The organism is Amycolatopsis orientalis, from assembly GCF_000943515.2.
GTDB classification, from domain to species: Bacteria; Actinomycetota; Actinomycetes; order Mycobacteriales; family Pseudonocardiaceae; genus Amycolatopsis; species Amycolatopsis orientalis.
Window position 1 is genome coordinate 379,512 of sequence record NZ_CP016174.1, and the last position, 26,976, is coordinate 406,487.

At 68.1% G+C, this 26,976-nt stretch carries 26 protein-coding genes; 13 read left to right on the plus strand and 13 right to left on the minus strand.

Annotation, left to right across the window (positions count from 1 at the left end; translation table 11 throughout):
* Positions 1–151: 151 nt before the first annotated feature.
* From SD37_RS01835 to SD37_RS01855, 5 genes are all read right to left on the minus strand, one after another.
* Positions 152–463 (minus strand): DUF1416 domain-containing protein, encoded by a 312-nt coding sequence (locus SD37_RS01835; RefSeq protein ID WP_044853570.1) that lies wholly within the window; start codon positions 461–463, stop codon positions 152–154.
* On the minus strand, positions 463–1,299 hold the full coding sequence (locus tag SD37_RS01840) for a sulfurtransferase (protein ID WP_044853571.1): 837 nt from the start codon (positions 1,297–1,299) through the stop codon (positions 463–465). Before SD37_RS01840 ends, SD37_RS01835 begins: the two co-directional genes overlap by 1 nt.
* Positions 1,300–1,320: 21 nt before the next feature.
* The gene (locus tag SD37_RS01845; protein WP_044853572.1) at positions 1,321–1,755 is read right to left on the minus strand and encodes a DUF4395 domain-containing protein; all 435 of its coding nucleotides are present in this window, start codon (positions 1,753–1,755) and stop codon (positions 1,321–1,323) included.
* Between the two features lie 229 nt (positions 1,756–1,984).
* Positions 1,985–2,404, minus strand: a complete 420-nt coding sequence (locus tag SD37_RS01850) for a TlpA family protein disulfide reductase (RefSeq protein ID WP_044853573.1) — start codon at positions 2,402–2,404, stop codon at positions 1,985–1,987.
* A gap of 22 nt (positions 2,405–2,426) precedes the next feature.
* A complete protein-coding gene (locus tag SD37_RS01855; RefSeq protein ID WP_083254860.1) occupies positions 2,427–3,320 on the minus strand; it encodes an LmeA family phospholipid-binding protein in 894 nt (297 codons plus the stop codon).
* Positions 3,321–3,463: 143 nt separating this feature from the next.
* Between SD37_RS01855 and SD37_RS01860 the strand changes: the two genes are divergently transcribed.
* The 6 genes from SD37_RS01860 to pstB all read left to right on the plus strand — a co-directional run bounded on the left by SD37_RS01860 (position 3,464) and on the right by pstB (position 9,352).
* On the plus strand, positions 3,464–4,216 hold the full coding sequence (locus tag SD37_RS01860) for a winged helix-turn-helix transcriptional regulator (protein ID WP_044853574.1): 753 nt from the start codon (positions 3,464–3,466) through the stop codon (positions 4,214–4,216).
* Positions 4,217–4,283: 67 nt separating this feature from the next.
* Complete coding sequence (mshD, locus tag SD37_RS01865; protein ID WP_044853575.1) at positions 4,284–5,159, plus strand: mycothiol synthase; 876 nt, start codon at positions 4,284–4,286, stop codon at positions 5,157–5,159.
* A 229-nt stretch (positions 5,160–5,388) separates the two neighbouring features.
* On the plus strand, positions 5,389–6,516 hold the full coding sequence (pstS, locus tag SD37_RS01870; RefSeq protein ID WP_044853576.1) for a phosphate ABC transporter substrate-binding protein PstS: 1,128 nt from the start codon (positions 5,389–5,391) through the stop codon (positions 6,514–6,516).
* Between the two features lie 211 nt (positions 6,517–6,727).
* Positions 6,728–7,645, plus strand: a complete 918-nt coding sequence (pstC, locus tag SD37_RS01875; RefSeq protein ID WP_044854015.1) for a phosphate ABC transporter permease subunit PstC — start codon at positions 6,728–6,730, stop codon at positions 7,643–7,645.
* Between the two features lie 2 nt (positions 7,646–7,647).
* Complete coding sequence (gene pstA, locus SD37_RS01880) at positions 7,648–8,565, plus strand: phosphate ABC transporter permease PstA (protein ID WP_044853577.1); 918 nt, start codon at positions 7,648–7,650, stop codon at positions 8,563–8,565.
* Positions 8,566–8,575: 10 nt separating this feature from the next.
* Positions 8,576–9,352: a phosphate ABC transporter ATP-binding protein PstB gene (gene pstB, locus SD37_RS01885; protein ID WP_037320403.1), complete on the plus strand. Its 777-nt coding sequence runs from the start codon at positions 8,576–8,578 to the stop codon at positions 9,350–9,352.
* An 82-nt stretch (positions 9,353–9,434) separates the two neighbouring features.
* On the opposite strand, the gene phoU is transcribed toward pstB, so the two are convergent.
* From phoU to dusB, 6 genes are all read right to left on the minus strand, one after another.
* Positions 9,435–10,097 carry a phosphate signaling complex protein PhoU gene (gene phoU, locus SD37_RS01890; RefSeq protein WP_037320401.1) on the minus strand — a complete coding sequence of 221 codons (663 nt, stop codon included), beginning with the start codon at positions 10,095–10,097 and terminating at the stop codon, positions 9,435–9,437.
* A gap of 92 nt (positions 10,098–10,189) precedes the next feature.
* Positions 10,190–11,593 (minus strand): LCP family protein, encoded by a 1,404-nt coding sequence (locus tag SD37_RS01895; RefSeq protein WP_044854016.1) that lies wholly within the window; start codon positions 11,591–11,593, stop codon positions 10,190–10,192.
* A gap of 810 nt (positions 11,594–12,403) precedes the next feature.
* Positions 12,404–13,123, minus strand: coding sequence for a GGDEF domain-containing protein (locus tag SD37_RS01900; protein WP_044853578.1), 720 nt, complete (start codon positions 13,121–13,123; stop codon positions 12,404–12,406).
* A 65-nt stretch (positions 13,124–13,188) separates the two neighbouring features.
* A complete protein-coding gene (gene idi / locus SD37_RS01905) occupies positions 13,189–13,800 on the minus strand; it encodes an isopentenyl-diphosphate Delta-isomerase (RefSeq protein ID WP_044854017.1) in 612 nt (203 codons plus the stop codon).
* 58 nt (positions 13,801–13,858) lie between these two features.
* The gene (locus tag SD37_RS01910) at positions 13,859–14,692 is read right to left on the minus strand and encodes an alpha/beta fold hydrolase (RefSeq protein WP_044853579.1); all 834 of its coding nucleotides are present in this window, start codon (positions 14,690–14,692) and stop codon (positions 13,859–13,861) included.
* Positions 14,693–14,734: 42 nt separating this feature from the next.
* Positions 14,735–15,880 (minus strand): tRNA dihydrouridine synthase DusB, encoded by a 1,146-nt coding sequence (gene dusB, locus SD37_RS01915; RefSeq protein WP_037320393.1) that lies wholly within the window; start codon positions 15,878–15,880, stop codon positions 14,735–14,737.
* A 379-nt stretch (positions 15,881–16,259) separates the two neighbouring features.
* On the opposite strand from dusB, the gene SD37_RS01920 reads away from it, so the two are divergent.
* The 3 genes from SD37_RS01920 (at position 16,260) to SD37_RS01930 (ending at position 20,096) form a co-directional block, all read left to right on the plus strand.
* Positions 16,260–17,468 carry an ATP-binding protein gene (locus SD37_RS01920; RefSeq protein ID WP_044853580.1) on the plus strand — a complete coding sequence of 403 codons (1,209 nt, stop codon included), beginning with the start codon at positions 16,260–16,262 and terminating at the stop codon, positions 17,466–17,468.
* A gap of 184 nt (positions 17,469–17,652) precedes the next feature.
* Positions 17,653–19,650 (plus strand): DUF2339 domain-containing protein, encoded by a 1,998-nt coding sequence (locus tag SD37_RS01925; RefSeq protein ID WP_065912734.1) that lies wholly within the window; start codon positions 17,653–17,655, stop codon positions 19,648–19,650.
* 44 nt (positions 19,651–19,694) lie between these two features.
* Positions 19,695–20,096, plus strand: coding sequence for a TIGR03667 family PPOX class F420-dependent oxidoreductase (locus SD37_RS01930; protein WP_044853582.1), 402 nt, complete (start codon positions 19,695–19,697; stop codon positions 20,094–20,096).
* On the opposite strand, the gene SD37_RS01935 is transcribed toward SD37_RS01930, so the two are convergent.
* Entirely contained in the window at positions 20,093–20,644 is a 552-nt protein-coding gene (locus SD37_RS01935; RefSeq protein WP_044853583.1) for a superoxide dismutase, read from the minus strand. The genes SD37_RS01930 and SD37_RS01935 overlap by 4 nt on opposite strands.
* An 84-nt stretch (positions 20,645–20,728) precedes the next feature.
* On the opposite strand from SD37_RS01935, the gene SD37_RS01940 reads away from it, so the two are divergent.
* On the plus strand, positions 20,729–21,691 hold the full coding sequence (locus SD37_RS01940; protein ID WP_044853584.1) for a DMT family transporter: 963 nt from the start codon (positions 20,729–20,731) through the stop codon (positions 21,689–21,691).
* Positions 21,636–22,100 carry a DUF6328 family protein gene (locus SD37_RS01945; RefSeq protein WP_044853585.1) on the plus strand — a complete coding sequence of 155 codons (465 nt, stop codon included), beginning with the start codon at positions 21,636–21,638 and terminating at the stop codon, positions 22,098–22,100. The genes SD37_RS01940 and SD37_RS01945 overlap by 56 nt, the downstream gene beginning before the upstream one ends.
* On the opposite strand, the gene SD37_RS01950 is transcribed toward SD37_RS01945, so the two are convergent.
* Positions 22,101–22,640: a hypothetical protein gene (locus SD37_RS01950; protein WP_044853586.1), complete on the minus strand. Its 540-nt coding sequence runs from the start codon at positions 22,638–22,640 to the stop codon at positions 22,101–22,103.
* A gap of 77 nt (positions 22,641–22,717) precedes the next feature.
* Here SD37_RS01950 and SD37_RS01955 point away from each other — a divergent pair, with 77 nt between their 5' ends.
* Together SD37_RS01955 and helR are read left to right on the plus strand one after the other, a co-directional pair.
* Entirely contained in the window at positions 22,718–24,532 is a 1,815-nt protein-coding gene (locus tag SD37_RS01955) for a LamG-like jellyroll fold domain-containing protein (RefSeq protein WP_044853587.1), read from the plus strand.
* Between the two features lie 181 nt (positions 24,533–24,713).
* Positions 24,714–26,918, plus strand: coding sequence for an RNA polymerase recycling motor ATPase HelR (helR, locus tag SD37_RS01960; RefSeq protein ID WP_265736935.1), 2,205 nt, complete (start codon positions 24,714–24,716; stop codon positions 26,916–26,918).
* The last annotated feature ends 58 nt before the right edge of the window (positions 26,919–26,976 follow it).

The window sequence follows — 26,976 nt, forward strand, 5'->3', positions numbered from 1 at the left end:
AGCAAAGTCGTAAACAGGATCTCCACGAAACGCACTTTAGTCGCTACCTGCCCGGACAGGCCTGCCGAGGTCGCGTGGCAGTGCCCACACGCGCGTGAAGGCCCCCTTCACGCGGCTGAGCCGAGGGAAGGGGGCCTTCACGCGCGAAACGTCAGGCGACCGAAATGGCCAACTGGTGGACACCAGGGCCCTGAGCCGTGACGGAGGCTTCACCGTTCCCGCTCTTGTGCAGCGCGCGCACCGTCCAGTCGCCGGGAGCCGCGTAGAAACGGAAGTCGCCGTCCGCCGACGAGACCACCTCGCCGGTGAAGTCGCCGCCGCCGTCCAGCAACCGCACGAAGGCGCCGCCGACGGGCCCTTCCGCACCGGTCACCTTGCCCGCGAGCACGACCTGGCCACGCGTGTCGTAATCGGCGGGCGTGGCCTCCTGGACCGGCGCGCCGCAGCTGTCGTCTGCCGCCATCATTTCGCTCCCAACTCGACCGGCACGCCGACGAGCGAGCCGTATTCCGTCCACGAACCGTCGTAGTTCTTCACCTGCTCGTAGCCGAGGAGCTCGTGCAGCGCGAACCACGCGATGGACGAGCGCTCGCCGATCCGGCAGTACGCGATCGTGGACTTCGACTCGTCGAGGCCCTCGTCGGAGTACAGCTCCTTGATCTCTTCCTCGGTCTTGAAGGTCCCGTCCTCGTTGGCGACCTTCGCCCACGGGACGTTCAGCGCGCCAGGGATGTGGCCGGGGACCTGGGACTGCTCCTGCGGCAGATGCGCCGGGGCGAGCAGCTTGCCGGAGAACTCGTCGGGCGAGCGCACGTCGACGAAGTTGCTCTTGCCGATCTCGGAAACGACCTCGTCGCGGAACGCGCGGATCGAAAGGTCCTGTTCCTTGGCCTTGTACTCGGTCGGCTCGCGCTTGACCTCTTCCGAGCTCAGCTCGCGGCCGTCGAGTTCCCACTTCTTGCGGCCGCCGTCGAGCAGCTGCACCTTCTCGTGGCCGTAGAGCTTGAAGTACCAGTACGCGTACGCGGCGAACCAGTTGTTGTTGCCGCCGTAGAGGACGACGCGGTCGTCGTTCGAGATGCCCTTCTCGGACAGGAGCTTCTCGAAGCCTTCCTTGTTGACGAAGTCGCGGCGGACCCCGTCCTGCAGGTCCTTGCGCCAGTCGAACTTCACCGCCCCGCGGATGTGCCCGTTGTCGTACGCGGTCGTGTCCTCGTCGACCTCGATGAACACGACACCCGGGGTGTCCAGGTTCTCCTCGGCCCACTGGGTGGTGACCAGGACGTCTTCACGGCTCATGGAGCTGACTCTCTTTCTGGGTTAGGACGCGCGGGGGCTGGGACTGAAACGCTTGATGAGCAGGTACATCTCGCAACCGAGACAGAAGTTGAACGCCGCGTTGAGGAAGGCCGCCAGCAGCGCGAACGCCGTCGCGACGAACCCGAGCGCGGTCAGGCCGGTGGCGAAGCCGACGGTGCCGACGACGGCGAACACGAAGCCGACGGCCTGCGCGAACCGAAGCGGGGCGGCGTCTTCGCGTTCGGTCGTCGGGCCGAGGCGCGGCGCGACCAGGTACCGGTAGATCAGTGAGTACGGCGCCGGCTTGAGGCCGACGAACGCGCCGATCGCGAACACCACCGCCTGCGCCGCGAGCAGTGGCCACCACTGGGTGATGAGCACGACCGCGAGCACGATCGTCGTCAGGATGGCGGCGAAACGCGGACCACGGGGGTCGACGGCCGGTCCTGCGGACATGGATCCTCCTGCGATGAGAGGGAAGAGGTGCGTGCCGGAAGGGCACGCGCAAGCAGCGAAGACGCGCTCAGCGAGCCGGACACAGGCTGCTGCGAACGCGGCACAGATCCACTGCGCGGCGCTGGGTCAGCAAGGTTCGGGGCAGCCTGTTCACGGGCACGAGGGTACGCAGAGCTCCCTCAGGTTGGGAACCGTGTTCACACCTTGGGACGCTTCCCAAAACCCGGGATCAGGCGTTCGCCAGATGGGGCTTCAGGGCTTCGAGAAGCTCCTGACCTCGGGGAACGCCGCCGACGCGGAAGACCTCCCGGCCGTCCGGTGTCAAGGCCAGCGTCGTCGGAGTCCGCAATACCGAAAGCGCCTTGGCGACTTCGGGGGTCTCGGTGACGTCGAGATCGACGTGGGTCAGCCCGTCGGTCTTGTCCGCGAGGGCCGACAGGATCGCGCGGGTGTGGCGGCAGGGCGCGCAGAAAGTGGTCGAGATCTGGATGAGGGTGACGCCCTCCGGAGCGAGGGCACCCGAGACGCGGCCGGGCAGTGTGGGTGCGCTGGGCTTCGCCGCCCGGATCCGTCCGTTGCGCGCCCGCAGCAGCGCGCCGGCCACCCCGCCGAGCGCCAGCACGCCCAGCAGCACCCACACTCCGGTCATTTCGAGATCACCCCTGTGTCGATCAACCTCGTGGCTTCGCTCCGCTGAAGGCGACGTTCTTGCCCTCACCCTTGATGGTCACCGAGCCGCTGTTCACGCGCACCGATGTCGGAGTCACCGAGAACGGCAGTGCGCCGGTGTCGATGGTCGCGTTGAAGTTCGGCAGCAGCGCGTCCTGCACCGCTTGGGGAACGATGGTTGTCTCCTTGTCATTCCCGAACTGCAGCCGCTTCGGCTCGATGCTGATCTTCTGGCCGTTCAGTTCGATCATGGCGAAGCAGAAGATCTCCACCTTCTGCCCGGCGATCTGCACGTTGCCCGACAGCCGGATACCCGCGCTGGAGCTGTCGATCGGCTCGCCTTGCGCGTTCGTGGTGGGCGGCGTCGTCTCGCCCTGGCCGTTCTCGCCGTTGCGGACGTAGTCCTCGGTGACCGGCTCGATCTTGAGGTTCTCGATCTTGTCGAGCGGAGCCTGCTTCGCGATGTCGGACGCCTTGACGGTCACTTCGCCCTTGAGCGTGCCGATGACGATCGACTTCGTGTTGCCGGACGTCAGATCCGAAAGCGGAGCCTTGACGTCGCTCATCTCCGCGTTGAAGTCCACGTCACGCAACTTCGGCGGGACGGCGACGCCCTGGGCGTTGATGGTGATGTGACTGTAGTCACCCGAAAGGGCTTGGGTCAGGAACGGGAAACCATGCACCGTGACCGCCGGATCGTTGGTCAGGTTCAGCTGTTCGCGGGCCTTCTGGGAGATCGTGTGCTCGGCGAAGGCCGCCGCCCCGAAATCGGCCCCGACCAGCAGCACCACCAGCACCGCGAGGGCGATCAGCCAGCCCCGGCCACGGCGCCTCGGTCGCTTGGCTGACCGGCCGGGGGACGGTCGGTCGTCCTGCGCCACGGGCCTGCTCACCATCGCGTCGAATCTCCTTCGGGTTGTTCTTTGTGCAGGTGTGATCGATCCAGCACGGGGTAGGTGTCCGGCTGTTCACCCGCTATTCTCACTAAGCACCGGCTGTAGCCACGTTCGAGGCGACTACGAGTAAGGGCGGTGCGGCGATGAGCCTGGACCTTCTGGTACTGACCGCGGAAGCAGATGCCACTTCGGTGTTGCCCGCCCTGGATCTGCTGCCCCACACCGTACGCGTCCGCCCGCCGGAAGTGACCGCGCTGCTCGACGCGGGCCACCGCGACGTCATCGTCCTCGACGCCCGCAGCGATCTCGCCTCCGCGAAGAGCCTCTGCCGCCTGCTCAAGGGCGCCGGTGAGGACGAAGCCTCCACGCCGATCATCGCCGTGGTCGGTGAAGGCGGCCTGGTCGCGGTCAGCGCGGAATGGCGCACCGACGACATCCTGCTCCCGACGGCCGGTCCCGCCGAGGTCGACGCCCGGCTGCGGCTGGTCACCACCCGCGACGGCGGCGCCGCCCAGGTCGACGCCGAACTCCGGGTCGGCGAACTGGTCATCGACGAAGCGACGTACACCGCGAAGCTCCGCAAGCGCACCCTCGAACTCACCTACAAGGAGTTCGAACTCCTCAAGTACCTCGCGCAGCACGCCGGCCGGGTGTTCACCCGTGCCCAGCTGCTGCAGGAGGTCTGGGGTTACGACTTCTTCGGCGGCACCCGCACGGTCGACGTCCACGTGCGGCGCCTGCGCGCGAAGCTGGGCCCGGAGCACGAGCAGATGATCGGGACCGTGCGCAACGTCGGCTACAAGTTCGAGCGGCCTGCCAAGGGTTCGGCGGCCAAGCACCAGGCCATCGCCCCGGACGCGAGCGTCTACGAGCCGAGCGAGCTTTCGGCGCACTGAATCCCTTCCTCTCCTCCTCTGACAAGACGTCCGGGCAGAGGCAGGGTTCCCGGGTACTGTCGGTTTCATGCTCGATGTGGTGTGGACCGGTGAACCGGACACGGAGGAGATCCGCCGCTTCCTTCTCGCCGTGCGCGAGGCCGACGGCAAGCCGGAGGACACCGGTTTCGCCGGTGGCCTGCATCTGCTGGGCCGCCTCGAAGGCGAGCTGGTCGCGTACGCGCACCTGGACACCGAAGGCGATTCGCACGGCAACCAGGTCGCCGAACTGTTCGTCCATCCCTCGCGCCGTCGCTCCGGACACGGCAGGACCCTCGTCAAGGCACTCGTCGAACGGGCCGCGGGGAAGCCGCTGCGCGTATGGGCGCACGGCGATCACCCCGCCGCCGTACACCTCGCCGGGACCGAAGGCTTCCGGCGCGCTCGCGAACTGCTGATCCTGCACGCCGACGTCGAGACCGCGGACTGGCCGGAACCCGTGACCGGCGAGGGGATCACGCTGCGCACGTTCGTCCCCGGTCAGGACGAGGAGGCGATGGTCCGCGTCAACGCGCGCGCCTTCGACTGGCATCCCGAACAGGGCGCCCTCACCGCCGACGAGGTCCGCGCGACCGAGACCGAGGCCTGGTTCGACGCGGGAGGATTTTTCCTCGCGGAGCGGGACGGCGAGGTCATCGGCTTCCACTGGACGAAGGTCCACGAAGCGGTGCCCGGTCGTTTCGGTGGCGAGCCCGCCGGCGAGGTCTACGTCGTCGGCATCGACCCGGACGCGCAAGGCGGCGGCCTCGGGAAGGCGCTCACACTCGCCGGATTGCGGTATCTCCGCGATCGCGGACTGGGTCAGGTGATCTTGTACGTCGAGGGCGACAACGCTCCCGCGCTCGCCGTTTATTCGAAGCTCGGCTTCACCCGGTACGAGGTCGACGTTCAATACGCTCGGTAATCAGGTTCCCACGTCTGGTCCTTGACCGGTCACGGAGAGCAAACGCGCAGGTCACGCGCGGGACACGGTCCCCTTTCGGAGTAGTCGCGCTGCTCACATCGGGCGCCTTGTTCACCTTTCGTTCACCCTTTGACGGTCACCTGTCCACTGTGAGTGCCTAATGTCCGGGTCCGGCAGGAACGTTCCCGTTCCACCGATCCGGCGAATGTCTCCCAGTGGAGGAAATGCAGTGAAGATCATGCGGCCCGCGGGCGCGATCGGCATCGTGGCTAGCGCCGCCCTCGTGCTCGGCGCCTGTGGATCCGACCCGGCGGCGACGAAGACCGAAGGCACGGGTGCCGCGGCCGCGCCCAGCGGCACGGCCGGTGTCGAATGCGGTGGCAAGAGCCCGCTTTCGGCCGAGGGTTCGTCCGCACAGAAGACCGCGATCGACATCTTCGTGCAGCAGTACGCCGCCAAGTGCTCCGGCCAGAAGGTGAACTACAACCCGAGCGGTTCGGGCGCCGGTGTCAAGCAGTTCAACGGCAACCAGGTCGACTTCGCCGGTTCCGACTCGCCGCTCAAGGACGGCGAGGAGGCCGAGAAGGCGAAGGCCCGTTGCGCCAGCGACGCGTGGAACCTGCCGCTCGTGATCGGCCCGGTCGCGGTCGCCTACAAGGTCGAGGGTGTCGACAAGCTGACCCTCACCCCCGAGGTCACCGCCAAGATCTTCAACGGTGGCATCACCAAGTGGAACGACCCGGCCATCAAGGCGGTCAAGGGCAACGAGAGCGTCAACCTGCCGGACAAGGCCATCCAGGTCATCTCCCGCACCGACGAGTCGGGCACCACCGACAACTTCCAGAAGTACCTGAAGGTCGCGTCCAAGGGCGCCTGGACCCAGGGTGACGGCAAGAAGTTCAACGGCGGTGTCGGCAACGGCGCGGAGAAGTCCAACGGTGTCGCCAACGCGGTGAAGTCCACCGACGGCGCGATCACCTACGTCGAGGCTTCCTTCGCGAAGGACGGCATCAAGTCGGCCCTGATCGACAGCGGCTCCGGCGGTGTCGAGCTGACCGCGGCGAACGTCGCCAAGGCCCTCGACGCGGCGAAGTTCAAGAAGGAGGGCACCAACGACCTCGCGCTGGACCTGGACTCGATCTACTCCGGCAACGTCGCGGGTGCGTACCCGGTGCTGCTCGCCACCTACGAGATCGTCTGCTCGAAGTACGCCGACGCCGAGGTCGCCAAGGCCGTCAAGGCCTTCCTGACCGTCGCCGCCACGGACGGCCAGAAGCCGCTCGCGGACAAGGGGTACGTGCCGATCCCGCAGAGCCTGCAGGACAAGGTCCTGACCGCCGTCAAGGCCATCGCCTGACCCTGTTGCCAACCCCCAGGTTGACGAGTAAAGACAGGCTGGACAGAAGTAGTCGATGAGCGATTCGTCTTCGACCAGAACGCCCACCGGCGACCCCGGTGGGCGTTCTGCCGTCCGCGAGACCGTCCCGGAGGACCCGATTTCGCCGCAATCCGCCGCGTCACCGCCCGAGGAGTCCTCGGTGCCCCTCGCGAATCCCAAGTCCAGGACGGTGCGGCCCGGTGACCGCATCTTCCAGTTCCTGACCACCGGCGCCGGCGTCCTCGTCGTCGCGCTGATCGGCCTGATCGGGCTGTTCCTGCTGGTGCGGGCCGTCCCGGCGCTGCAGGCGGACAATGTCGGCTTCCTGACCAGCCAGGTCTGGCAGACCGACCCCGGCGACATGCGGTTCGGCATCATGGGCCTGCTGCTGGTCACGATCTACTCCGCGCTGCTGGCGCTGATCATCGCGATGCCGATCTCGCTCGGGATCGCCCTCTTCCTCACCCACTACGCGCCCAAGCGGCTGGCGCGGCCGTTCGCCTACGTGATCGACCTGCTCGCCGCGGTCCCCTCGATCATCTACGGCCTGTGGGGCCTGATGGTCTTCGCGCCGACGATCGAGCCCTTTTCCCAGTGGGTCAACGACACCTTCTCGTGGATCCCGATCTTCGCGGCGGGCAACGTCTCGCCGGACATGCGCGGCACGATCTTCACCGCGGGCATCGTGCTCGCCGTGATGATCCTGCCGATCATCACCTCGCTCTCCCGCGAGGTGTTCGAGCGGACGCCGACCCCGCAGATCGAAGGCGCGCTGGCGCTGGGCGCCACCCGCTGGGAGGTCATCCGCACCACCGTCCTGCCGTTCGGCAAGGCGGGCTACATCGGCGCTTCGATGCTGGGCCTCGGCCGCGCGCTCGGCGAGACGATCGCGCTCGCGATCATCCTGACCGGCGCGGTGGGCCGTGAGTTCACCTGGAGCCTCTTCGACGGCGGCGCCACCTTCGCCTCGAAGATCGCCGCGGACTACGCGGAACTCAACAACGAGATCTCGGCTGGCGCGTACATCGCGGCCGGCCTCGTGCTGTTCCTGCTGACCTTCGTGGTCAACTTCCTCGCGCGATCCATCATCGCCAAGAAGGGGGACTGAGCATGTCCACCACGCTCGAAAAGACCCCGGCCCTCACCCCGGCGTTCCAGCAGGTCAGCCTGGCGAGGAAGAGCAAGAACTGGCTCGCGACGGTCCTGATCTGGCTGTCGTTCCTGATCGCCGTCGTCCCGCTGGTGTGGCTGCTCGCCACCGTCGTCATCAACGGCGTCAAGCGGATCCCCTACAGCAACTGGTGGACCGAGGACTTCGGCTCGGTGCTTTCGGACGAGGTCGGCGGCGGCGTGCTGCACGCGGTCATCGGCTCGGTGCTGCAGGGCCTGGTGTGCGCGATCATCGCCGTGCCGATCGGCCTGCTGGTCGCGATCTACCTGGTCGAATACGGCCGCGGCAAGCTCGCGAAGACCACGACGTTCATGGTCGACATCCTTTCCGGTGTCCCCTCGATCGTCGCGGCGCTGTTCATCTACGCGCTGTGGATCACCACGCTCGGCCTGCCCCGCAGTGGTTTCGCGGTGTCGCTGGCCTTGGTGCTGCTGATGATCCCGGTGGTGGTCCGCTCGTCGGAGGAGATGCTGCGGATCGTTCCGGACGACCTGCGCGAAGCCTCGTACGCGCTCGGCGTGCCGAAGTGGAAGACGATCATGAAGATCGTCCTGCCGACCGCGCTGTCCGGCATCGTCGGCGGCGTGATGATGGCGCTCGCCCGGGTCATGGGCGAGACCGCGCCGCTGCTGGTCCTCGTGGGCTACTCGGCCTACGTGAACTGGGACATCTTCGGTGGCGAGCAGGCCGCTCTGCCGCTCCTGATGAACAACGAACGGGTCAGCAACCCGTTCAACGAGGGGACCGTCGCCTTCGACCGGATCTGGGGTGCCGCGCTCACCCTGGTGCTGATCATCGCGATCGTGAACCTCCTCGCCATGCTCTTTGCCCGTCTTGTCGCCCCGAAGAAGAAGTGAGCTGTTTGAGATGGCCAAACGAATCGACGTCAAGGACGTGGACATCTACTACGGCAAGTTCCATGCCGTGGACGGCGTCACCCTCTCGGTGCCGCCTCGGAACGTCACCGCCTTCATCGGCCCTTCCGGTTGCGGCAAGTCGACGGTGCTGCGCACGCTGAACCGCATGCACGAGGTCATCCCCGGCGCCCGCGTCGAGGGTGAGGTGCTGCTCGACGGCGAGGACATCTACGGCGCCGGGGTCGACCCGGTGCAGGTGCGCCGCACGATCGGCATGGTCTTCCAGCGGCCCAACCCGTTCCCGACGATGTCCATCCGGGACAACGTCGTGGCGGGTCTCCGCCTGGGCGGCACCAAGGGCAAGAAGGAACTCGACGAGGTCGCCGAGCGCGCGCTGCGCGGCGCGAACCTGTGGAACGAGGTCAAGGACCGGCTGAACCGGCCGGGCGGCGGCCTCTCCGGTGGTCAGCAGCAGCGGCTCTGCATCGCGCGGGCGATCGCCGTGCGGCCGGACGTGCTGCTGATGGACGAACCGTGCTCCGCGCTCGACCCGATCTCGACGCTGGCGATCGAGGACTTGATCGGTGAGCTCAAGAAGGAGTACACGATCGTCATCGTGACCCACAACATGCAGCAGGCGGCGCGGGTCTCGGACCAGACCGCGTTCTTCAACCTGGCGGGCGTCGGCCAGCCGGGTCGCCTGGTGGAGCTGAACGACACCGAGAAGATCTTCTCGAACCCGGACGAGAAGGCGACCGAGGACTACATCTCGGGCCGCTTCGGCTGAGCCTCCCTATCACGCGTGAAGGCCCCCTTCCCTCGGCTGAGCCGAGGGAAGGGGGCCTTCACGCGCTTGGTGCGCGGGTGGATCAGAGTTCGTCGGGGCCGTAGCCGGGCATCTTCCCGGTCACCACGAAGATCATCCGGCGTGCGACGGAGACGGCGTGGTCGGCGAAGCGCTCGTAGAAGCGGCCCAGCAGGGTGACGTCCACGGCCGCGGCGACGCCGTGGTCCCAGTTCCGGTCCATGATGACCGTGAACAGGTGCTTGTGGATCTCGTCGACCTCGTCGTCGTCCGACTCGATCGTGCGGGCGGCCTCGACGTCCTTGGACTTGATGACCTGCTCGGCCTGCCGGGCCAGCTTGACGGCCACCTCGCCCATCTTGGCGAAGTCACCTCGCACGGCCTCGGGCAGCACGGGCTCGGGGTGACGGCGGCGCGCGGCCTTGGCCACGTGCAGCGCCAGATCGCCCATCCGCTCCAGACTTTCCGCCGCGTGGATCGCGGCGAGGACGGTCCGCAGATCGGTCGCGACGGGTGCCTGCAGGGCCAGCAGCGCGTACGCCTGCTCCTCGCATTCGGCGCGCGCGTCATCGACCTTCGCGTCGTCGGTGATCACCTGCTCGGCGAGTCCGAGATCGACCTCGAGCAACGCCCGGGTCGCCCGCTCCATCGCGTCGGCGACCTGGAGCGACATGCTCGCTAGGTTCTCGGCGAGCTGTTCGAGTTCGACATGGTAAGCCTCACGCATGGCCCAACCCTACGGGCAACAGGGGCCAAAAGCCGCATCCCAGAGTGAACCTGACGTGAACCCGGACTAACGAATGATCCTTCCGCGGATCTTCAGCCTGAGCTGCTGCTCTTCTTGCCGCCGCCGGACTTGGCGGAACTGGTCGGAGCGGACGCGCTCTCGCTCGGCGGCGCTTCCGGCGCTTTCTCTTCCAGCGGGGTGTTGTTGATCAGTGCCTCGAAGACGGCTTTCGCCTTGCTCTGCACCAGCACCTCGTTACCGCGGTTGTTCGCTTCGCCGGTGGTGGGCACGGTGAGGAACTTGACCTTGTCCGAACCCATCCCGCGCATCGACTTCGCCAGCGTCATCATCTGCTTGATGCCGAGGTTCTCGCCGAAGGTGGCCTTCGCGAACGCGTCGATGAAACCGCTGAGCTTGCCGGTGTCCAGGATGACGTCCTTCGACATCACCGTCTTCAGCAGCGCGCCGAGGAAGGTCTGCTGCCGTTTGATCCGGCCGTAGTCCGACGTCGGGTCGCCCTTGACGTGCCGCGCCCGGACGTAGTTCAGCGCCTGGTCGCCGGAGATCCGGACCTCGCCCGCCTGCGGGATGATCATGCCGAGGGTGCCGTCGTCGATCGGCTTCTCGTTGAACACCGTGACGCCCTGTACAGCGTCGACCATGGACTTGAAGCCGTTGAAGTCGATACCGACGAAGTGGTTCATCTTCATGCCGGTGATCTGCTGGATGACCTTCGTGACGCACTGCGGGCCGCCGACCGCGTAGGCCGTGTTCAGCTTCGCGATCTTCTGCGCCGGAGAGGTCTGATCCGTGTACGACGACGTCGCCGGGTCCCAGCGCTTGCATTCGGGGCGGCTGATCTCGAGGTCGCGGGGGAAGGACACCATGACGACGCGCTGCCTGTCGGCGGGGACGTGCGCGATCATGATGGTGTCCGAACGGGCGCCCGGAGTGCCGTCCGCGTCGCCGACGCCGTCTTCGGCGGCCGCGCCGTCGCGGGTGTCGGAACCGACCATCAGGAAGTTCTCGTCACCGGTCTGGCCGGCGGCGTCCTGGATGTCGGCCGAATCCTCGTCGAGCGAGACGACGGTGTGGAACTTCGCGTCGAACCAGGTCTGCGCGCCCCAGGCCGAACCGAGGGAGAGGAACACGAGCGCGGCGACCACGGCGACGGCGATCCGGCCCGACCTGGCCGTCTGCTTGGTCTTGCGTTCCTTCTTCTCCTGCAAGCGGGTCTGCGGAGCCGACTGCTCGGCGGCTTCGGCAGGCTCGCTGTCGGTGGTGGTGACCACCCGCTGCAGCGCCGTGCGGGTCTGCTCCAGCAACGCGGCGGGCCGGGCGGCGAGCCGTTCGCGGCGCTCGCGCTTCTTGGCCTCTTCGGCCGCGAGTTCGTCGTGCGCGGCGGAGAACCGGGCGAGCGTGTGGTCGATCTTGCGTTTGGTGATCGTCGCTTCGTCGATCGCCTCGAGCTCGTCGGTCATCGTGAGCCGGTCCATCTCGGACCGCGCCGGGACACCGGCGGAAAGCGACTGCGGGCCGGACGGCTGCCGGCCGGATGGCTGCTGGACCGGCCGCTGCGCCGGTCGGCGAGGACGGCGGGGCGGCGGCGGCGCCGCGGGCTGCTGCGCGCCCGGGTTCACCACCGGCGGACGGCGCTGCGTCGGAGCCTCGGGGCTCGGCGCGGCCTGCGTGGTGCGGCGCGGCTGGCGGGCGCGAGGCGGCCGCGGTGTCTCGGTGGGCTGCGGGGTCCGCGGCGCCTGGGCCTGCGGGGGCGCGGGCGGCGGGTTCTCGGCCGGGGTGGCCCGCCGAGGACGGCGGGGCGCGGGCGGCTCCGCCCGGGCGGCGTGCGAACCGGGTCTCGGGGGCTCCGGCGCCGGCTCGGGCCGCCGAAGACGACGGGGCGCCGGTGCCTCGGCTTCGGGGTCGAAGATCGGGCGTTCACCGGTATGACGTGCGACGACGTCCGAAACGCTGATCCCGCCGTGGGTGTCCATCGAGCGGCGACGGCCACGCTGCTCACGACCGGAGCGGCGCTCACCGGCGCTCCTGTCGATGTTGCTGTGGCGACCGGTCCCCGGGTTGTGGTGCTCGTCGGGCACTCGGTCTCCTTTCACAACTGGCGTCGAAGCTCTTTCGTTATCGTACGGACACCTCAGGTTCGTGACGACAACCATCCCCGAAATTTCTTCACCCAAGGTACCGAGAAGCGCCGAACGGTCCATGCGATCGGGTGAGCGGTCCTGGTTAAAAGGTCGTTAAAACACCTGGAACCGTTACGCACGGTGTGGCGATAACCGAGTGGGTGGCTAGGCGCCGGGGGAGTCCGCGGAGTTCATCGAACGGGGAATCGTCCGCGACGAATCCTTATCGTGATACGCGACTTTGTTCCGGCCCGCCCGTTTCGCCATATACAACAAGGAGTCGGCGTGGCGCAACTGCCGTTCCGGTTCCACCACTTCCGCACGGTTTTCGTGGGCGAGTCCCACGCTGATCGTCACCGAAAGACCAGGCCGGATCCGGGCCCACGGATGGTGGGCCACCCGGATGCGGGCGGTGTCGGCGATGCGCACCGCGTGGGCGTGGTCGACGTCCGGCAGGACGAGCGCGAATTCCTCGCCGCCGTAGCGGGCGCAGAACCCCTCGGACGGGAGTCCTTGCTGCAACAGGTCGGCCACTTCACGCAAGACCCGATCGCCGACCAGATGCCCGAAGGTGTCGTTGACCTCTTTGAACAGGTCGAGGTCGACCAGTGCGATCGCCATCCCGGCCGGGCCTCGGCGTTCGACGGACGGGCCGTGCAGCCATTGGTCGAGGTAGCGACGGTTGTAGCTGGACGTCAGCGTGTCCCGCAGGCTGCCGGCGCGGGCGAGGTCGAAGGCGGACTTGAGATGGTGGTAGGCACGCCGCCAGTCACCCTGGGTGGCGAGCACACCGGCGATCGACTCGTGGAGGCTGAGCAGATCGGTGGACGGCGCGCCCGGTGGGAGCGCGGCCTCGTCGTCGGCTGCCACGCTCACCTCCGCCACGAATTGGTTTTCGTCGTACAGGAGGGATCTCTTGAGGTATCGGTACGGGCCAAAGTGAATATCGCTCAAGTGGACGACGGTTCGGCACCATTGTCACGCACCGAAGTGTCGTTCTGTAAGGCCGAAAAAGGCTCGACGTCTTTGAGCTGCGAAAACTGATCCTTCGCCCAGTAACTCACGTCAGTCACATCGTCATTCAACAACAGTGAGTAATCATTCCAGCTCAGCCAACGCCAGTCGCCGACCTCGTCCGGATGCGGCTCGGGATCGTCGTCGACCCAGGCGACGAAGACCGGGCAGAACTCGTTTTCGACCACCCCTTCGAACGGCGGGGTCCGGTAGCGGTACGCCGGGAGGACGCATCGGAGCCCGGCCAACCGGGGCAGCCCGAGCTCGAAGGCGGCGCGGCGCCGGACGGCCTCCTCGAGGGGTTCACCCGGTGCGGGATGCCCGCAGACACTGTTGGTCCAGACCCGGGGCCACACCTTCTTCGAGGCGGCGCGGCTGGTGATGAGCAGCGCCTGGTCGCTGCTGCGGAAGAGGTAACAGGAGAACGCCAGGTGCAGCCGGGTGTTTTCGTGGTGGGCGGCCAGCTTGGGCGCGGTTTCACCGGTCGGTTCGCCGTCCTCGGTGACGTAGACGATGCGTTCGGTGTCCACTTCGGTCGTGTTGTTCACCGGGCCCACTGAACCATCCGGCTCGCTGTAACCGGTACCGCGACCAGAGTTACCCCTGTTAGTGGGATGAAAGGTGTTCCACCACCAAAGAAGTGACGGCCTCGGGCGCCTCCTCCACCACCCAGTGGGAGACGTCCTCGATCATCTCGAAGCGGTACGGGCCGGTCACCCGGTTCGCGGTGTCGAGCGCGGCCGTCGATCCGAAGGCGGCGTCCTCGGTGCTCCAGATGTAGAGCGTCGGCACCTCGATCGGGCCGATCTTCCCGCCGGGCCGTCCGGCGCGGTACCAGTTGAGCGCGGCGGTGAGCGCGCCCGGTTCGGAGAGTCGCCGGATGTACTCGTCGACCTTGCTGGGCGGCAGCTTCCAGTCGAACATGCGGCGCAGCGCGTCGGCGTTGTTTTCGAGCATCCGCCGCTCGGTGACGCGGGTCTGCCGCCATTCGGTCATGTAGGCCGACCGCAGATGCTGATCCTCGTCGGTCTTCATGGCGTCGGCCAGCGCCGCCGGATGCGGCGTCGAAATGACGGTGAGACTGCGGAGCCTGCCGGGATGCGCGTCGGCCGTCCACCACGCGACGGCACCGCCCCAATCATGTCCGACGAGGTCGAATTCGTTCCACCCCAAGCGATCCGCGATCGCGACGACGTCACCGACGAGATGGTCGATGCTGTACTCGGACGACTGTTCCGGCCGGACGTCCGGCGAGTAACCGCGCTGATCCGGTGCCACCGCGCGATATCCGAGCACGCCGAGCGTCGCGACCTGGTGCTCCCATTCCACCGCGGCCTCGGGAAACCCGTGCAGCAGAAGGACGGGACGCCCGTCTTCCGGGCCGGCCGCGATGGCGTCGAAGGAACCGGCGGCGGTGGGGATGCTCAGCTGCTCGATCACGTCGCCGACTTTACGGGCCGTCCGGCGGGAGCGTTTTTCGGTTCAGCCCCCGGAGTGCATGTCCTCGGCCTCGGGGACGCAGTCGTCGTCCGGGTCGTCGAGCCAGCCGTGCGGCAGCGTGACCTTGCCCGGCGACCCCTGCCGCCCGCGAGGCCCGGTGGCCGCGACGGGGAACGGCGCTTCGTGGTCGAGGCGGGCGATGAGATCGTCGAGCTGGTCCATGCTGGACAGCATCGCGAAGCCGCGCCGCAGCTCGGAGCCGACCGGGAAACCCATGAAGTACCAAGCCATGTGCTTGCGGATGTCGCGCATGGCCTTGTCGTGGCCGTCGTGTTCGACGAGGAGTTCGGTGTGGCGCCGCAGCACCTTCGCGACCTCGCCGAGGTTCGGCGGGGTGGGCTGCGGGCGCCCGGCGAAGGCGGCTTCCAGCTCGCCGAACAACCACGGCCTGCCCAGGCAGCCGCGGCCGACGACGACGCCGTCACAGCCAGTCTCGTCGACCATGCGCAGCGCGTCCTCGGCGGAGAAGATGTCACCGTTGCCGAGCACCGGGATGCTGGTGACGGCCTCCTTGAGCGCGGCGATCTTCGTCCAGTCGGCCTGGCCGGAATAGCGTTGCGCGGCGGTGCGCGCGTGCAGGCTGACCGCCGCCGCGCCCTCGGCCTCGGCGATCCGCCCGGCGTCGAGGTAGGTCAGGTGGTCGTCGTCGATCCCGACCCGGAACTTGACCGTGAACGGCACGCCCGCCTCGGCCGCGGCCTTCGCCGACTCGCGGACGATGTCGGCGAACAGCTTGCGCTTGAACGGCAACGCGGCGCCGCCGCCCTTACGCGTCACCTTCGCGACCGGGCAGCCGAAGTTGCTGTCGATATGGTCGGCGAGGCCCTCGCCGGTGATGATGCGGACGGCCTCGGCCATCGTCTTGGGGTCGACCCCGTAGAGCTGCATGGACCTGGGCTTTTCGTTCTCGCCGAAGGTCATCATGTGCATCGTGCCGGGGTGGCGTTCGACCACCGCGCGGGCGGTGATCATCTCGCAGACGTAGATGCCCGCGCCGTACTCCTGGCAGAGCTGCCGGAAGGCGACGTTGGTGATGCCCGCCATCGGAGCGAGCACGACCGGGGGATCGACCTCGTAGGGGCCGATCTTCAGGGTGGGCTTGCTCAGGGTGGCTGTCACGTCCTCCATTGTCGCTTGTGGTGTCTGTCACTCGCAGGTGGGCCGGTCTCCGCCGATCGGAACAGGGCAAGGGGCGACCATGGACCGATTTCATCGGCCCGTCGGGGATCGGCCAGCGGGCCTGAACCCGGACCGGAGGATTTCGCAGCTTCGCCTTCTTGAGCGTGCGGCCCCTAAAGTTCCGGGGACGGACGGCCGATGAGACCGCCTAGGTGGGCTGCCGGTGCGAGCGAAGGTCTCGTATCGGCAGATTCACGATAGGATCATCGGCAGATCAGCGACACAGTTTTCGGCAGATCAGCGACGGTAGGGTCGGCAGATTCACGGACACTGGTACCGTTGAGTTGTGCACAGAGCTGATGGTTACCTCCCGCGCAGAGCCGCTGACATGGTCACGGAGGCTCTCGGCGACACGCGTGTCGTCATCATCAATGGAGCCCGCCAAACCGGTAAAAGCACTCTTGCCGAGCAGTGTTTGCGCGATCACCATCCGGATGGTGTGCGACGCTATCTGGACGACCCGCGGACCAGGGCTTCGGCCGACGCCGATCCAGTGGCGTTCCTGGACGCGCCGGGGGCTATGCTCATCGATGAGGTCCAGCGAGTCCCGGAATTATGGCTGACCATCAAGCACATAGTGGACCGGGATCCTCGTCCGGGGCGATTTCTGCTGACCGGCTCGGCCCGCCTTCTCGGATTGAGTCAACTTCCTGATTCTTTGCCAGGGCGCTCGGAGACGATCGAGCTGTTCCCCTTGTCTCAAGGGGAGATCACTGGCGGGCCTGACGGTTTCGTCGACGCGGCGTTCCTCAACGGTAGTCGATTGCAGGCAGCGTCCTCGACATTGCGTCGCCGTGATTACCTGGCTCTCGCCGCACGCGGCGGATATCCCGAAGCCGTACGTCGCGAAACTCCACGGCGACGTGCTCAGTTCTTCAGGTCCTACCTCGACGACATCATGAGCCGGGACGTGCATCAAGTCGCGGACATCCAACGTATCTCCGATATGCGGCGTCTTATCGGGATGCTCGCGGCACAGTCCGGTGGCTTGCTCAACTACAGTCGGCTTTCCTCCGATCTCGCACTCCCCGCGTCGACTGTCCGCGACTACGTCGGACTCCTCGAACTGATCTACCTGATCCGATTGATTCCGGCATGGTCGGCGAACGCGACGACGCGGGCGGTCGCCACACCTAAGCTGGTTTTCAACGACGTTGGCCTCGCCGGGCACCTTGTCTCCGGTGTCACCAACGACGCCACGACAGGCGGGCTCATCGAAACATTCGTCATTGGCGAACTCGCGCGTCAGGTCACGTGGAGCCAGACGATGCCTCGTCTGCATCACTATCGGGACCGCGACGGCTACGAGGTCGATGCGGTCCTGGAGGACAATGCCGGCCGTGTGGTCGCAATCGAGGTGAAGGCCGCTGAAACGGTTCGGACCGATGATTTTCGCTCGATCCGGGTTCTTCAACGACGCCTGGGCGACCGCCTTCGTGCCGGTTTTGTCCTCTACTGCGGCGACCAGCAGCTCCCCTTCGGGGAGAACCTCGCGTGCCTGCCGATCAGCGCGCTGTGGACCACGCAGCCGGAGTGAATCGACGGCAACCGCCGTTGGGCCCGCGCCGGGGCGCGAACTGGCGCGTCGCGCCTGTGGGCGTCTCGACATGCTGCCGTCGACCACCGGCGCTTGGGCCCGATCGCGATGATCTCGCAGGTCGCGACCACATCGTCATCACGATTGAGTAGTGCTACGGATCCCTCGGCCCGCTCCAGACCGCATGCTGATCGCCATGACCACCGATGGGGATGTGCTCCTCAGGCTCGCCGGGGAGATCGACGACCTTGGGGCCCGCCTCGCGCGGGTCGGTACGGAGCTGCGGACCGTCCGGTCCGGAGCGGAGACGGCCCAGGAAGAGGCTCCTGAGCAGGCACCCCAGGTGCAGGCCGACCAGCCCGCACCGCAGGAGACGCCGGAGCAGCCCACGGCACAGCAGCCGGAGCAGGCCGCCGCACATCAGCCGCAGCAGGCCCCGCAACCCCAGCAGGCCCAGCCCCAGCAGCCCCAGATCCCGCCCCAGCCGTACCCGCGCTACTTCACCCACCCGCAGCATCCCCAGTACCAGCAGCAGTACCACCAGCAGCAGCAATACCAGCAGTATCAGCAGGCCCAGTACTCGCAGTGGCAGCAGCAATACCGTCAGCAGTACCAGCAGCCGCAGCAGGCCCGCCCGTATCAGCCGGTCCCCAAGACCACGCTGGCGGAGAAGCTGAGCAAGGAGGGCGCCGGCAGCAGGCTCCTGGCCTGGATCGGCGGCGCGGTCACGCTGCTCGGCATCGTGCTGTTCCTCGTGCTCGCCATCCAGCGTGGCTGGTTCGGCCCGCTGCCGCGGGGGATCGGCGGTGCCGCGCTCGGGGTGCTGCTCGTCGGGATCGGGCTGCGCCTGCACCGCACCCCGGCCGGCCGCACGGGCGCGTTCGCGCTCGCCGCGACCGGGATCGGGGCGTTGTACCTCGACACGATCGCCGCGACGACGATGTACGAGTACCTCCCGGCCTACGCCGGTCTGGCGCTCGGTCTCCTGGTCGCGGTCGGCGGGTTGCTGCTGGCCGTGCGGTGGAAGTCGTCGCTGCTCGCGACGGCCGTCGTGCTCGGCTGTGTGGTCTGCGCGCCGTTGATCACGCAGGGTTTCAAGCCCGAACTGGTCGCGTTCCTGCTGGTGGTCCAGGTCGCCTCGACGCCGGTGCAGCTGCGCCAGTCGTGGCCGTCGGTCGCGGTCGCCGCCGGGATCCCGCCGCTGGTCGCGTCGGTCTTCAGTACGGCGTTCACCGGTGTCGGCGGCAGCGCCGCCAACACCGCCGCCGCGCTGGCAGCGGGCGCTGTCGGTCTCGCGCTCGCCTTGATCGTCACCACCAAGCGTTCCGGCGACGCCGCCGCGCTGGCCCTGCTCGCCACCGCTCCGGCGCCGTCGTTGCTCGCCGCGCTGTTCCTCCCGAAGACCTCGGCCGTGCTGGTGACCGCGTCTGTCGCGCTGGTGCTGCTCGGCGTGTGGGCGGCCGGGCAGTGGCTCGACGGCTGGACGGGTGACCTGGCGGGGGCGGCGGGGCTCGTCGCGGCCCTCCAGACGACGATGACGCTGTTCGACGGCAGTGCCCGGTCGGCGATTCTGCTCGGCGAAGGGGTGCTGCTGGCACTGGTCGCGCTCTGGACGAAGAAGCATGTCGCGCTCTTCGGCGGACTCGGGTTCGCCGTCATCGGCGGTGTCATCGCGCTGGCCTTCGACGTCCCGCCCACGCTCTTCTTCCTGATCAGGGATCGCCTGGACGCCGACCTCGCCGCCGCGCTGCTGGTCGCCGTCGCGATCCTGGCCGTCTCGATCACGCTTCCGTGGGTCGCGCACCGGCTCGGGCTGTTCAGGGCCGCGTCGGAGAACATCGTGCCGTGGTTCTTCGCCGGAATCTGCGCGCTTTACGGCGCGGGCGCGATGGTGCTGTGCGGCGCGCTGCTGGCCCTCCCCGGCCGCTCGGGTTTCCTGGTGGGCCACGTGGTGATCACGGTGTCCTGGACGGTCGCGGCGCTCGTACTGCTCATCCGCGGTATCGCGGTGGTCGGCCTGCGGGTGATCGGCCTGGTACTGGTCGGGGCGGCGGTGCTGAAGCTGGTCCTGTTCGATCTCTCCGCGCTCGACGGCCTGGCCAGGGTCGCCGCCTTCCTCCTCGCCGGTCTGGTGCTGCTCGGTGCCGGGACGCGTTACGCCAAACTCGTCGCGTCTCGCTGAGCGAGCGAGGAAGAAATGCCCGCGGGTCGTGGTTGGTTCGACACATGAGCTACCAACCCGACCCGCGGCTCGCCGAGCGGGCCAAGGAAAGCGTCGCCTGGCTGACCACCATCAGCCCGAAGGGCCGCCCTTCGCCCCGCCCGGTGTGGTTCGTGCTCGACGGCGACGACTTCATCGTCTTCAGTCAGCCGGACACGGCGAAGACCCGGCACATCGAAGCCAACCCCGAAGTCAGCATCCACTTCAACAGCGACGAACACGGCGGCTCGATCCTGGTGATCGGCGGCAAGGCCGAGATCCTGCCGGACGGTCTCGCGTCGGAGCAGCCGGGCTTCCTCGAAAAGTACGAGAAGCATTATCCCGCGATCGACTACGACGTCCCGAAATTCGATCGGGAGTACAACGTCCGGATCAGGATCCGGCCGGAACGCGGCTGGGGGTTCTAGAACCCGACGGTGACACAGGCCAGCCGGGCACCCGCGGTCCCGGCGTGGCCGGGGTCGGTGTGCGTATGCGTTTCGTGGATCACGATCGAGTTCGCCCGCCGCTCGCCGAACGTCCAGTCCACTTTGGACACGGCGACGCCGCGGCCGGTGGCGTCGGTGGTGAGGTCCAGCCAGATCTCGTTGCGGGGGTTGGCGTAGGCCGGATCCACCGACGGCTTCACCGGGTCTTCGACGTTCTGGTAGTGCGGTCCGGCCAGGTCGCCGGTGGCACCACAGGGCTTCGTGTGCGCGTGGGCGCCGTATTCGCGGTTGGGCAGCAGACCGGTCACGAGTAGCGCGGTCGAGGTGCCGAAAGCCTTGGAGGTCAACCCGAAGACGTGCGCGCGAGCGCCGGCCGGGACCAGTTCCGGCTTGTACGTCGTGAGCTTGCCCTTGGCGGTGATCACGTGCACCGGGGCTTCGGTGGCGGCGGTGGCCGGTCCGGTGCCGGAGGTGAGGGCCAGTGCGGCCGTGGACAGGACGATGGCGAGTGCGGGGACGGGGCGCATGCCCCCTGCCTAGTCCGCCGGACATCGGGCACGCCAGACCGATCACTCGGTCGGGCGATCATTCTCAAACTATGGGCAGGAAATGTGAGTACCAATCCTCCGGACCGCACCTGGCTGGTCGCGGTCGCCGCGGCCCTCTGGGGCACTGACGGCCTTCTGCGCCTTCCGCTCGCCGAGGCGCTCCCGGCGGCCACGGTCGTCTTCTGGGAACACCTGCTGGTGGTGCTCGTGCTGAGCCCGCTCATCCCGGGTGCCTTCCGCGCGCTGCGCCGGTGCGGCCCGCGGGAATGGCTGGCCGTGCTCGCCATCGGCGGCGGCTCGTCCGCCCTGGCGACGGCGATGTTCACCGCCGCCTTCAAACTGGGCGACCCCGTGACGCCGTTGGTGCTGCAGAAGCTCCAGCCGGTGTTCGCCGTCCTCGCCGCGTTCTTCGTCCTCGGCGAAAGGGTTCGCCCTGGTTACGCCTTCTTCGCGATCCCGGCGTTGCTCGGTGCTTGGCTGCTGGCGTTCAAGGATCCGCTGAACATCCAGGTGGCCGCGGCGAAGGCGGCGCTGCTGGCGATCGGCGCGGCCGCGTTGTGGGCGGCGGGCACGGTGCTCGGCCGGTTGCTCTCCACCGAACTGGCGCCGAAGGAGGTCACCACCCTGCGGTTCACCGTCGGGCTCCCGGTCGCGGCGGGCATCGTGGCGGTCCAGGGCGGCGGGTTCGCGGTCGGCTGGGACAACGCGATCGGACTCGGGTTGCTCGCGCTGGTTCCCGGTCTGCTGGCGCTGAGCCTGTACTACCTGGGCCTGCGGTCGACCCCGGCCGCCAGGGCGACGTTGGCGGAACTGGCGTTCCCCGTCACCGCGGCCGTCATAGGCGTATCGTTCCTGAACGCACATTTGTCCGGTACGCAGTGGCTGGGCCTCGCCGTCGTGGTCGTGTCGGTGACTTCGCTCGGCTGGCATGAAAAAGTCACCCGTCAACCGATGGTCTTGGAGTCGCCGCATGGTCGAGCACACCGGAGAGACGAAGAACGAACGCCTGACCCGCAACGTCAGTGAGCTCCTGCAGGAACTCCGGGTCGCGCAGGCGGGCGTCCAGATCCTCTTCGGGTTCCTGCTCACGGTGGTGTTCACCGACGAGTTCCACGAGGCGAGCGGGTTCGAGAAATCCGTTCACCTGACGGCGGTCCTGCTCACGGTCTGCTCGACGGTGCTGCTGACAGCGCCCGCCGCGTGGCACCGGTTGCTGTTCCGCACCGGGAACCGTGAGCGGATCCTCACCGTCGGCAACCGTTCGGTCCTGATCGGACTCGGCTGCCTCGCGGCCGCGATCACCACGACCGTCTCGCTCATCGCCAAGGTCGTCTTCGGCCCGATCGCGATGACGGTCCTCGGTGTGGTCTCGGCGGTGCTGTTCGTCGTGATGTGGTTCATCGTGCCGAAGATGATCGACCGGAACAGCGACTGATCACCGCCGGGCGCGGACCGGGGTGTCTTCGGGCAGGCCGAAAGCGGCGGGCGCGATCTTCGCCGGGTCGTCGGGGCTCGTGCCGTCGAGCACCCGCCGGGCGCCGACCCACGAGAACATCGCCTTGACCGAAGGCGAGTAGCCCGCGCCGTCCTCCGCGAACTTCCAGTCGAGTACGCGGTACCCGTCCGGCGTGCGTTCCACGCGGTAGACCACCGGCTGACGGCGGATTCCGCCGCGCTTGACGAGTCCGTCGTTTTCCTTCGCGACCTCGTCGCAGCTCGCGACCAGGCCGACCTTGACCCGCTCGCCGTCGGCCCGGGTCTCGATCACCTTCTGCGTGCACACCCAGCGGATGTTCGGGTCGCCGGAGCGGGCGGCCGTCGCCAGCCACGCGCGAAGATGCTCGTCGATCGACGGCAGCGCGTCCCGCGCGACGGCGTCGTCCACCGACGGCATCTCGTCCACGATCCACCAGCCTGCCGCGGCCACCACCACACCGACCCCGGCGAGCACGGGCCAGCGTTTGACGTTCCCCATGCCACGAAGCTACCGAGCGGGGCAAGTGTTCATCCGCGGTTCGGGACGCGTTGCCTCCGCCGCCGTAGGTTGCGGCCGTGAACGACTCCTCTCGACGGACATTCCTGCGCGGCGCCGGCCTGCTCGGCGCCGGTGCGGCGGTGTCCGCGTTGCCCGCGCTCGGCGCCCCGGCGGCTTCGGCGACCCCCGGCCGCCACGGCATGGACACCGAAGACGCCTGCTTCACCCTCGCCGTCCTGCCCGACACGCAGTACCTCTTCGACGCCGATCGCGGCGACCCCGCGCCGTTGGACGCCACCCTGCGCCACGTCACCGGCGGCGACGAGAACATCGTCTTCCTCGCGCATCTCGGCGACCTCACGGAGAACGGGCAGCCGGGTGAGTTCGACCAGATCAGCCGGTCGTTCCAGCACCTGGACCGCCGCCGGTTCCCGTACAGCACGCTGGCGGGCAACCACGACATCAAGTCCTCGACCGACGACCAGCGCGGCCGCACGCCGTACCTCGACGCGTTCGGCCCGCACCGGCAACGGGGTTCGCGGACCTTCCGCGGCGCGAGCCCGGACGGCTACAACAGCTACCACGTGTTCCGCGGGGGCGGACGCGAATGGCTGCTGCTCGCGCTCGACTGGCGGCCGTCGGCGGGTGGGCTGGAGTGGGCGCGGTCGGTACTCGCGCGGCATCCGCGGCTTCCGGCGATCCTGACCATCCATGAATTGGTATGGGCCGACGACGCGGGCCAGGCCCGGTTTTCCGAGTTCGGGCAGAAGGTGTGGGACGAACTGGTCGCCGGGAACGACCAGATCTTCCTGACCCTCAACGGGCACTTCTGGCCGCCGGGCCGCGCGGTGAAGAAGAACAAGGCCGGCCACGACGTCCACCTGCACATCACCAACTACCAGGACCGGTACTACGGCGGCAGCGCGATGATCCGGCTCTACCGGTTCGATCTGACGCGGAACGTGATCGACGTCCGCACGTTCTCGCCGTGGCTGGCCGAGCAGGCGCCGCGGCTGAACGAGCTGCAGCGGCAGGAGATCGAACGCACCGGCCCGGTGGACTACTTCAGCCTGGACGTCGATTTCGGCGCCAGGTTCGCCGGGTTCGCGCCGGTCCCGGTCCCGCCCGCGCGTCCCGCCGAACGGCAGCTCGTCCGCGGAACCGTGGCCTACTGGCGCTTCGAAGGCCGCGACGGCGCACCGGCGGGCGGTATCCGCGACCTGTCCGGCCGCGGCAACGACCTGGTCCGGGTGACCCTGCCCGGCAGCGCGGAAGACACACTGCGGTTCTCCGGCGAGTTCTCCGGGCGGCAGCCGTCGAGGTCGAGTCTCCGGTTCGATGGCGGCAAGAAACCGGCGCGCGGGGCCTACCTGCGCACGGCGGACTCCGCGCCGATGAACGCGGAGACGTTCGCGCGCGGCTACACCGTCGAGGCGTTCGTCAAGCTGCCCGAGGATTTCAAGGACGGCAACCATTCCTGGGCCGCGCTCTTCGGCAGGCAGGGGTCCGGCGGCAAGGCGGGCAAGACGGGTGACGATCCCGGCGAGCCGGCCGCGACACTGTCCCTTTCGGACGGTGCGGCGTTCCAGTGGGCGGTGTTCCCGCTGAACCAGAACGGCATCTCCACCTGCTGGGGGCACGAACTGCCGCTGCGGGAATGGATCCATGTCGCCGCGGTCAACGACGGGAGGCGGACGACGCTGTACGTCGACGGCTGCCCGGTGCTGCGCAACCCCAAGACGGCGGCCGCCGGGATCGCGAACCCCGGCGGCGCGTGGCTGATCGGTGCCTACGCCTACGACTCGATCGTCGAACAGGCTTTCCACGGCTGGCTCGGTGACGTCCGCGTGGTGGGGAGGGCGCTGGACCCCGGCGAGTTCATGCTCGGCTGAACGGCGGCACGAAACGTGCGCGGTAATGGTGGGTTCGCGCCCCCATTATCGCGCACGATCCTTTTCCCGGTAACGGCGGGTCCCTCTTGACAAGGGGTGGACAATAAAAAATCGGCGTCCGATCAGAAATGCTCGATCGATACGCCGAATGTGTCAGTAGTCTAGCCGCTGTGAGGGGAACTTGTCAAATCAGGGGTACGACGAGGAATTGCGGTCCGAACGGGAGTACGTCACGTCGCTGTACGGGCGGCTGGACGCCGAACGTCTGCGGGTGAGCGAAGCGTACGCGGGCGCGCTGCGCGGAGAAGGGTTCGGGCTTTCGGACCGGGAAGTGTCCGTCGCCGCGAAAGCCCGCGAAATGGCCCGGTTGAAGGTCGCCGACGAGGGCCTTTGTTTCGGCCGTTTGGACGCCCTTTCGGGCGAACGGATCTATGTCGGCAGGGTCGGCCTTTTCGACGAAGACAACGACTACGAACCCTTGCTGCAGGATTGGCGCGCGCCCGCGTCGCGGGCGTTTTACTGCGCGACGGGCGCGTCCCCGGAGGGAATGGCGCGACGACGTCAGTTCCGCACCCTCGGCCGCAAGGTCCTCGACTTCACCGACGAGGTCTTCGGCCGCCCGGAGGTGGCGGGGGAACGGGGCGACGTCGCGCTGCTGGCCGCGGTCAACGCGCCGCGCGGCGAGGGGATGCGGGACATCGTCGCGACGATCCAGACCGAACAGGACGAGATCATCCGGCTGGAGCACCCGGGTGTCGTGGTCGTCGAGGGCGGCCCCGGCACCGGCAAGACGGCGGTCGCGCTGCACCGGGTGGCGTACCTGCTGTACACGAAACGGGAGCGCATGGAACGCCGCGGCGTGCTCGTGGTCGGGCCGAGCAGCGGCTTCCTCGACCACATCGGCCGGGTCCTGCCGTCGCTCGGCGAGACCAGCGCCGTCTTCACGACGCCGGGAGACCTCGTCGCCGGTCTGCACACCGAACGCGAGGATCCGCCCGTCGTCCAGCGGCTCAAGGGCTCGCTGGCGATCCTGGACGTGCTCGCGGCGGCGGTGGCGGACCGGCAGGAACTGCCCTCCGGCCCGGAGCCGATCGAACTCGACGACGTCACCGTGACACTCGACGCCGGGATCGCCGCGGCCGCGCGCGAGGTGGCCAGGGAGAGCGGGCTGCTGCACAACGAGGCGAAGGCCGTCTTCGAACGCGAGGTGATCACCGCGCTCGCCGAACGCGCCGTCGACCGCGTCGGCGAGGGCTGGCTGCCGCGGGACGACACGCACAACCGGCCGGAGATGCTGAAGAACCTCCGGCGGGATCTGGAGGGCAGCGTGGGGCTCGGGGCGGTGCTCGACCGCCTGTGGCCGGTGCTGACGCCCCGGCGGCTGCTCGCCGACCTCTACGGCTCGACGGCGCGGTTGCGGGCCGCCGGGGCCGATCCGGCGCTGTTCCGCGAGGACGCGGCGGCGTGGACGGTGTCAGACGTGCCCCTGCTGGACGAGGCCGTCGAACTGCTCGGCTGGGACCGCACCGCCGAGCGCCGCGCGGAGGAGCGGCGGCAGCTGGCCCAGAAGGAGTACGCGGAGCGGGTGCTCGAACTCATCGAGGTCGAAGACGATCACGACGACTACGAGTTCGCGCTCCGGCCGACGGACGTGCTGAAGGCGGAGGACCTGGCGGCGCGCTACGCGAAGCGCGACGAACGGGACCTGGCCGAACGCGCCGCCGCCGACCGGGAATGGACCTATGGCCACGTCGTGGTCGACGAGGCGCAAGAACTGTCCGAAATGGACTGGCGGGTGCTGATGCGGCGCTGTCCCAGCCGGTCGTTCACCATCGTCGGGGATCTCGCGCAGCGCCGGTCGCCCTCCGGCGCGCGGTCGTGGGACGCGATGCTCTCCCGGTACGTCGCCGACCGGTGGCTGTACCGGAAGCTGACCGTCAACTACCGGACGCCGTCGGAGATCATGGCGGTGGCGTCCTCGCTCCTCACGAGTTTCGCGCCGGACGCCGTCCCGCCGGAGTCGGTGCGTTCGTGCGGCGTGCGGCCGTGGGCGCGTGAACTGTCCGAAGTGGACTTGGAAGACGCCGTCGCGGAGTTCGTCCGCGAGGAAGCGGGGCGCGAGGGCACTTCGGTGGTCATCGGGCCGCCGGGAATCCCCGGGGCGATCGCGCCGTCCGCGACCAAGGGCCTGGAGTACGACGCCGTCCTCGTGGTGGAACCGGAACGGATCCTCGTGGAAGGCCCCAGCGGTGAGGCGGAACTGTACGTCGCGTTGACGAGGGCGACCCAGCGCCTCGGGGTGCTGTACAGCGGGCAGCTGCCGAAGGTCCTTCGCGGGCTTGACTCCAGGCGGCGGACTCCGGACGCGTATCTGCGCTGCGTCTAGCCGTGGCGGGGGCGGGGTGAAGGGGCCTTTCGTCGCATCCGATGCGGGGAAAGCGCCC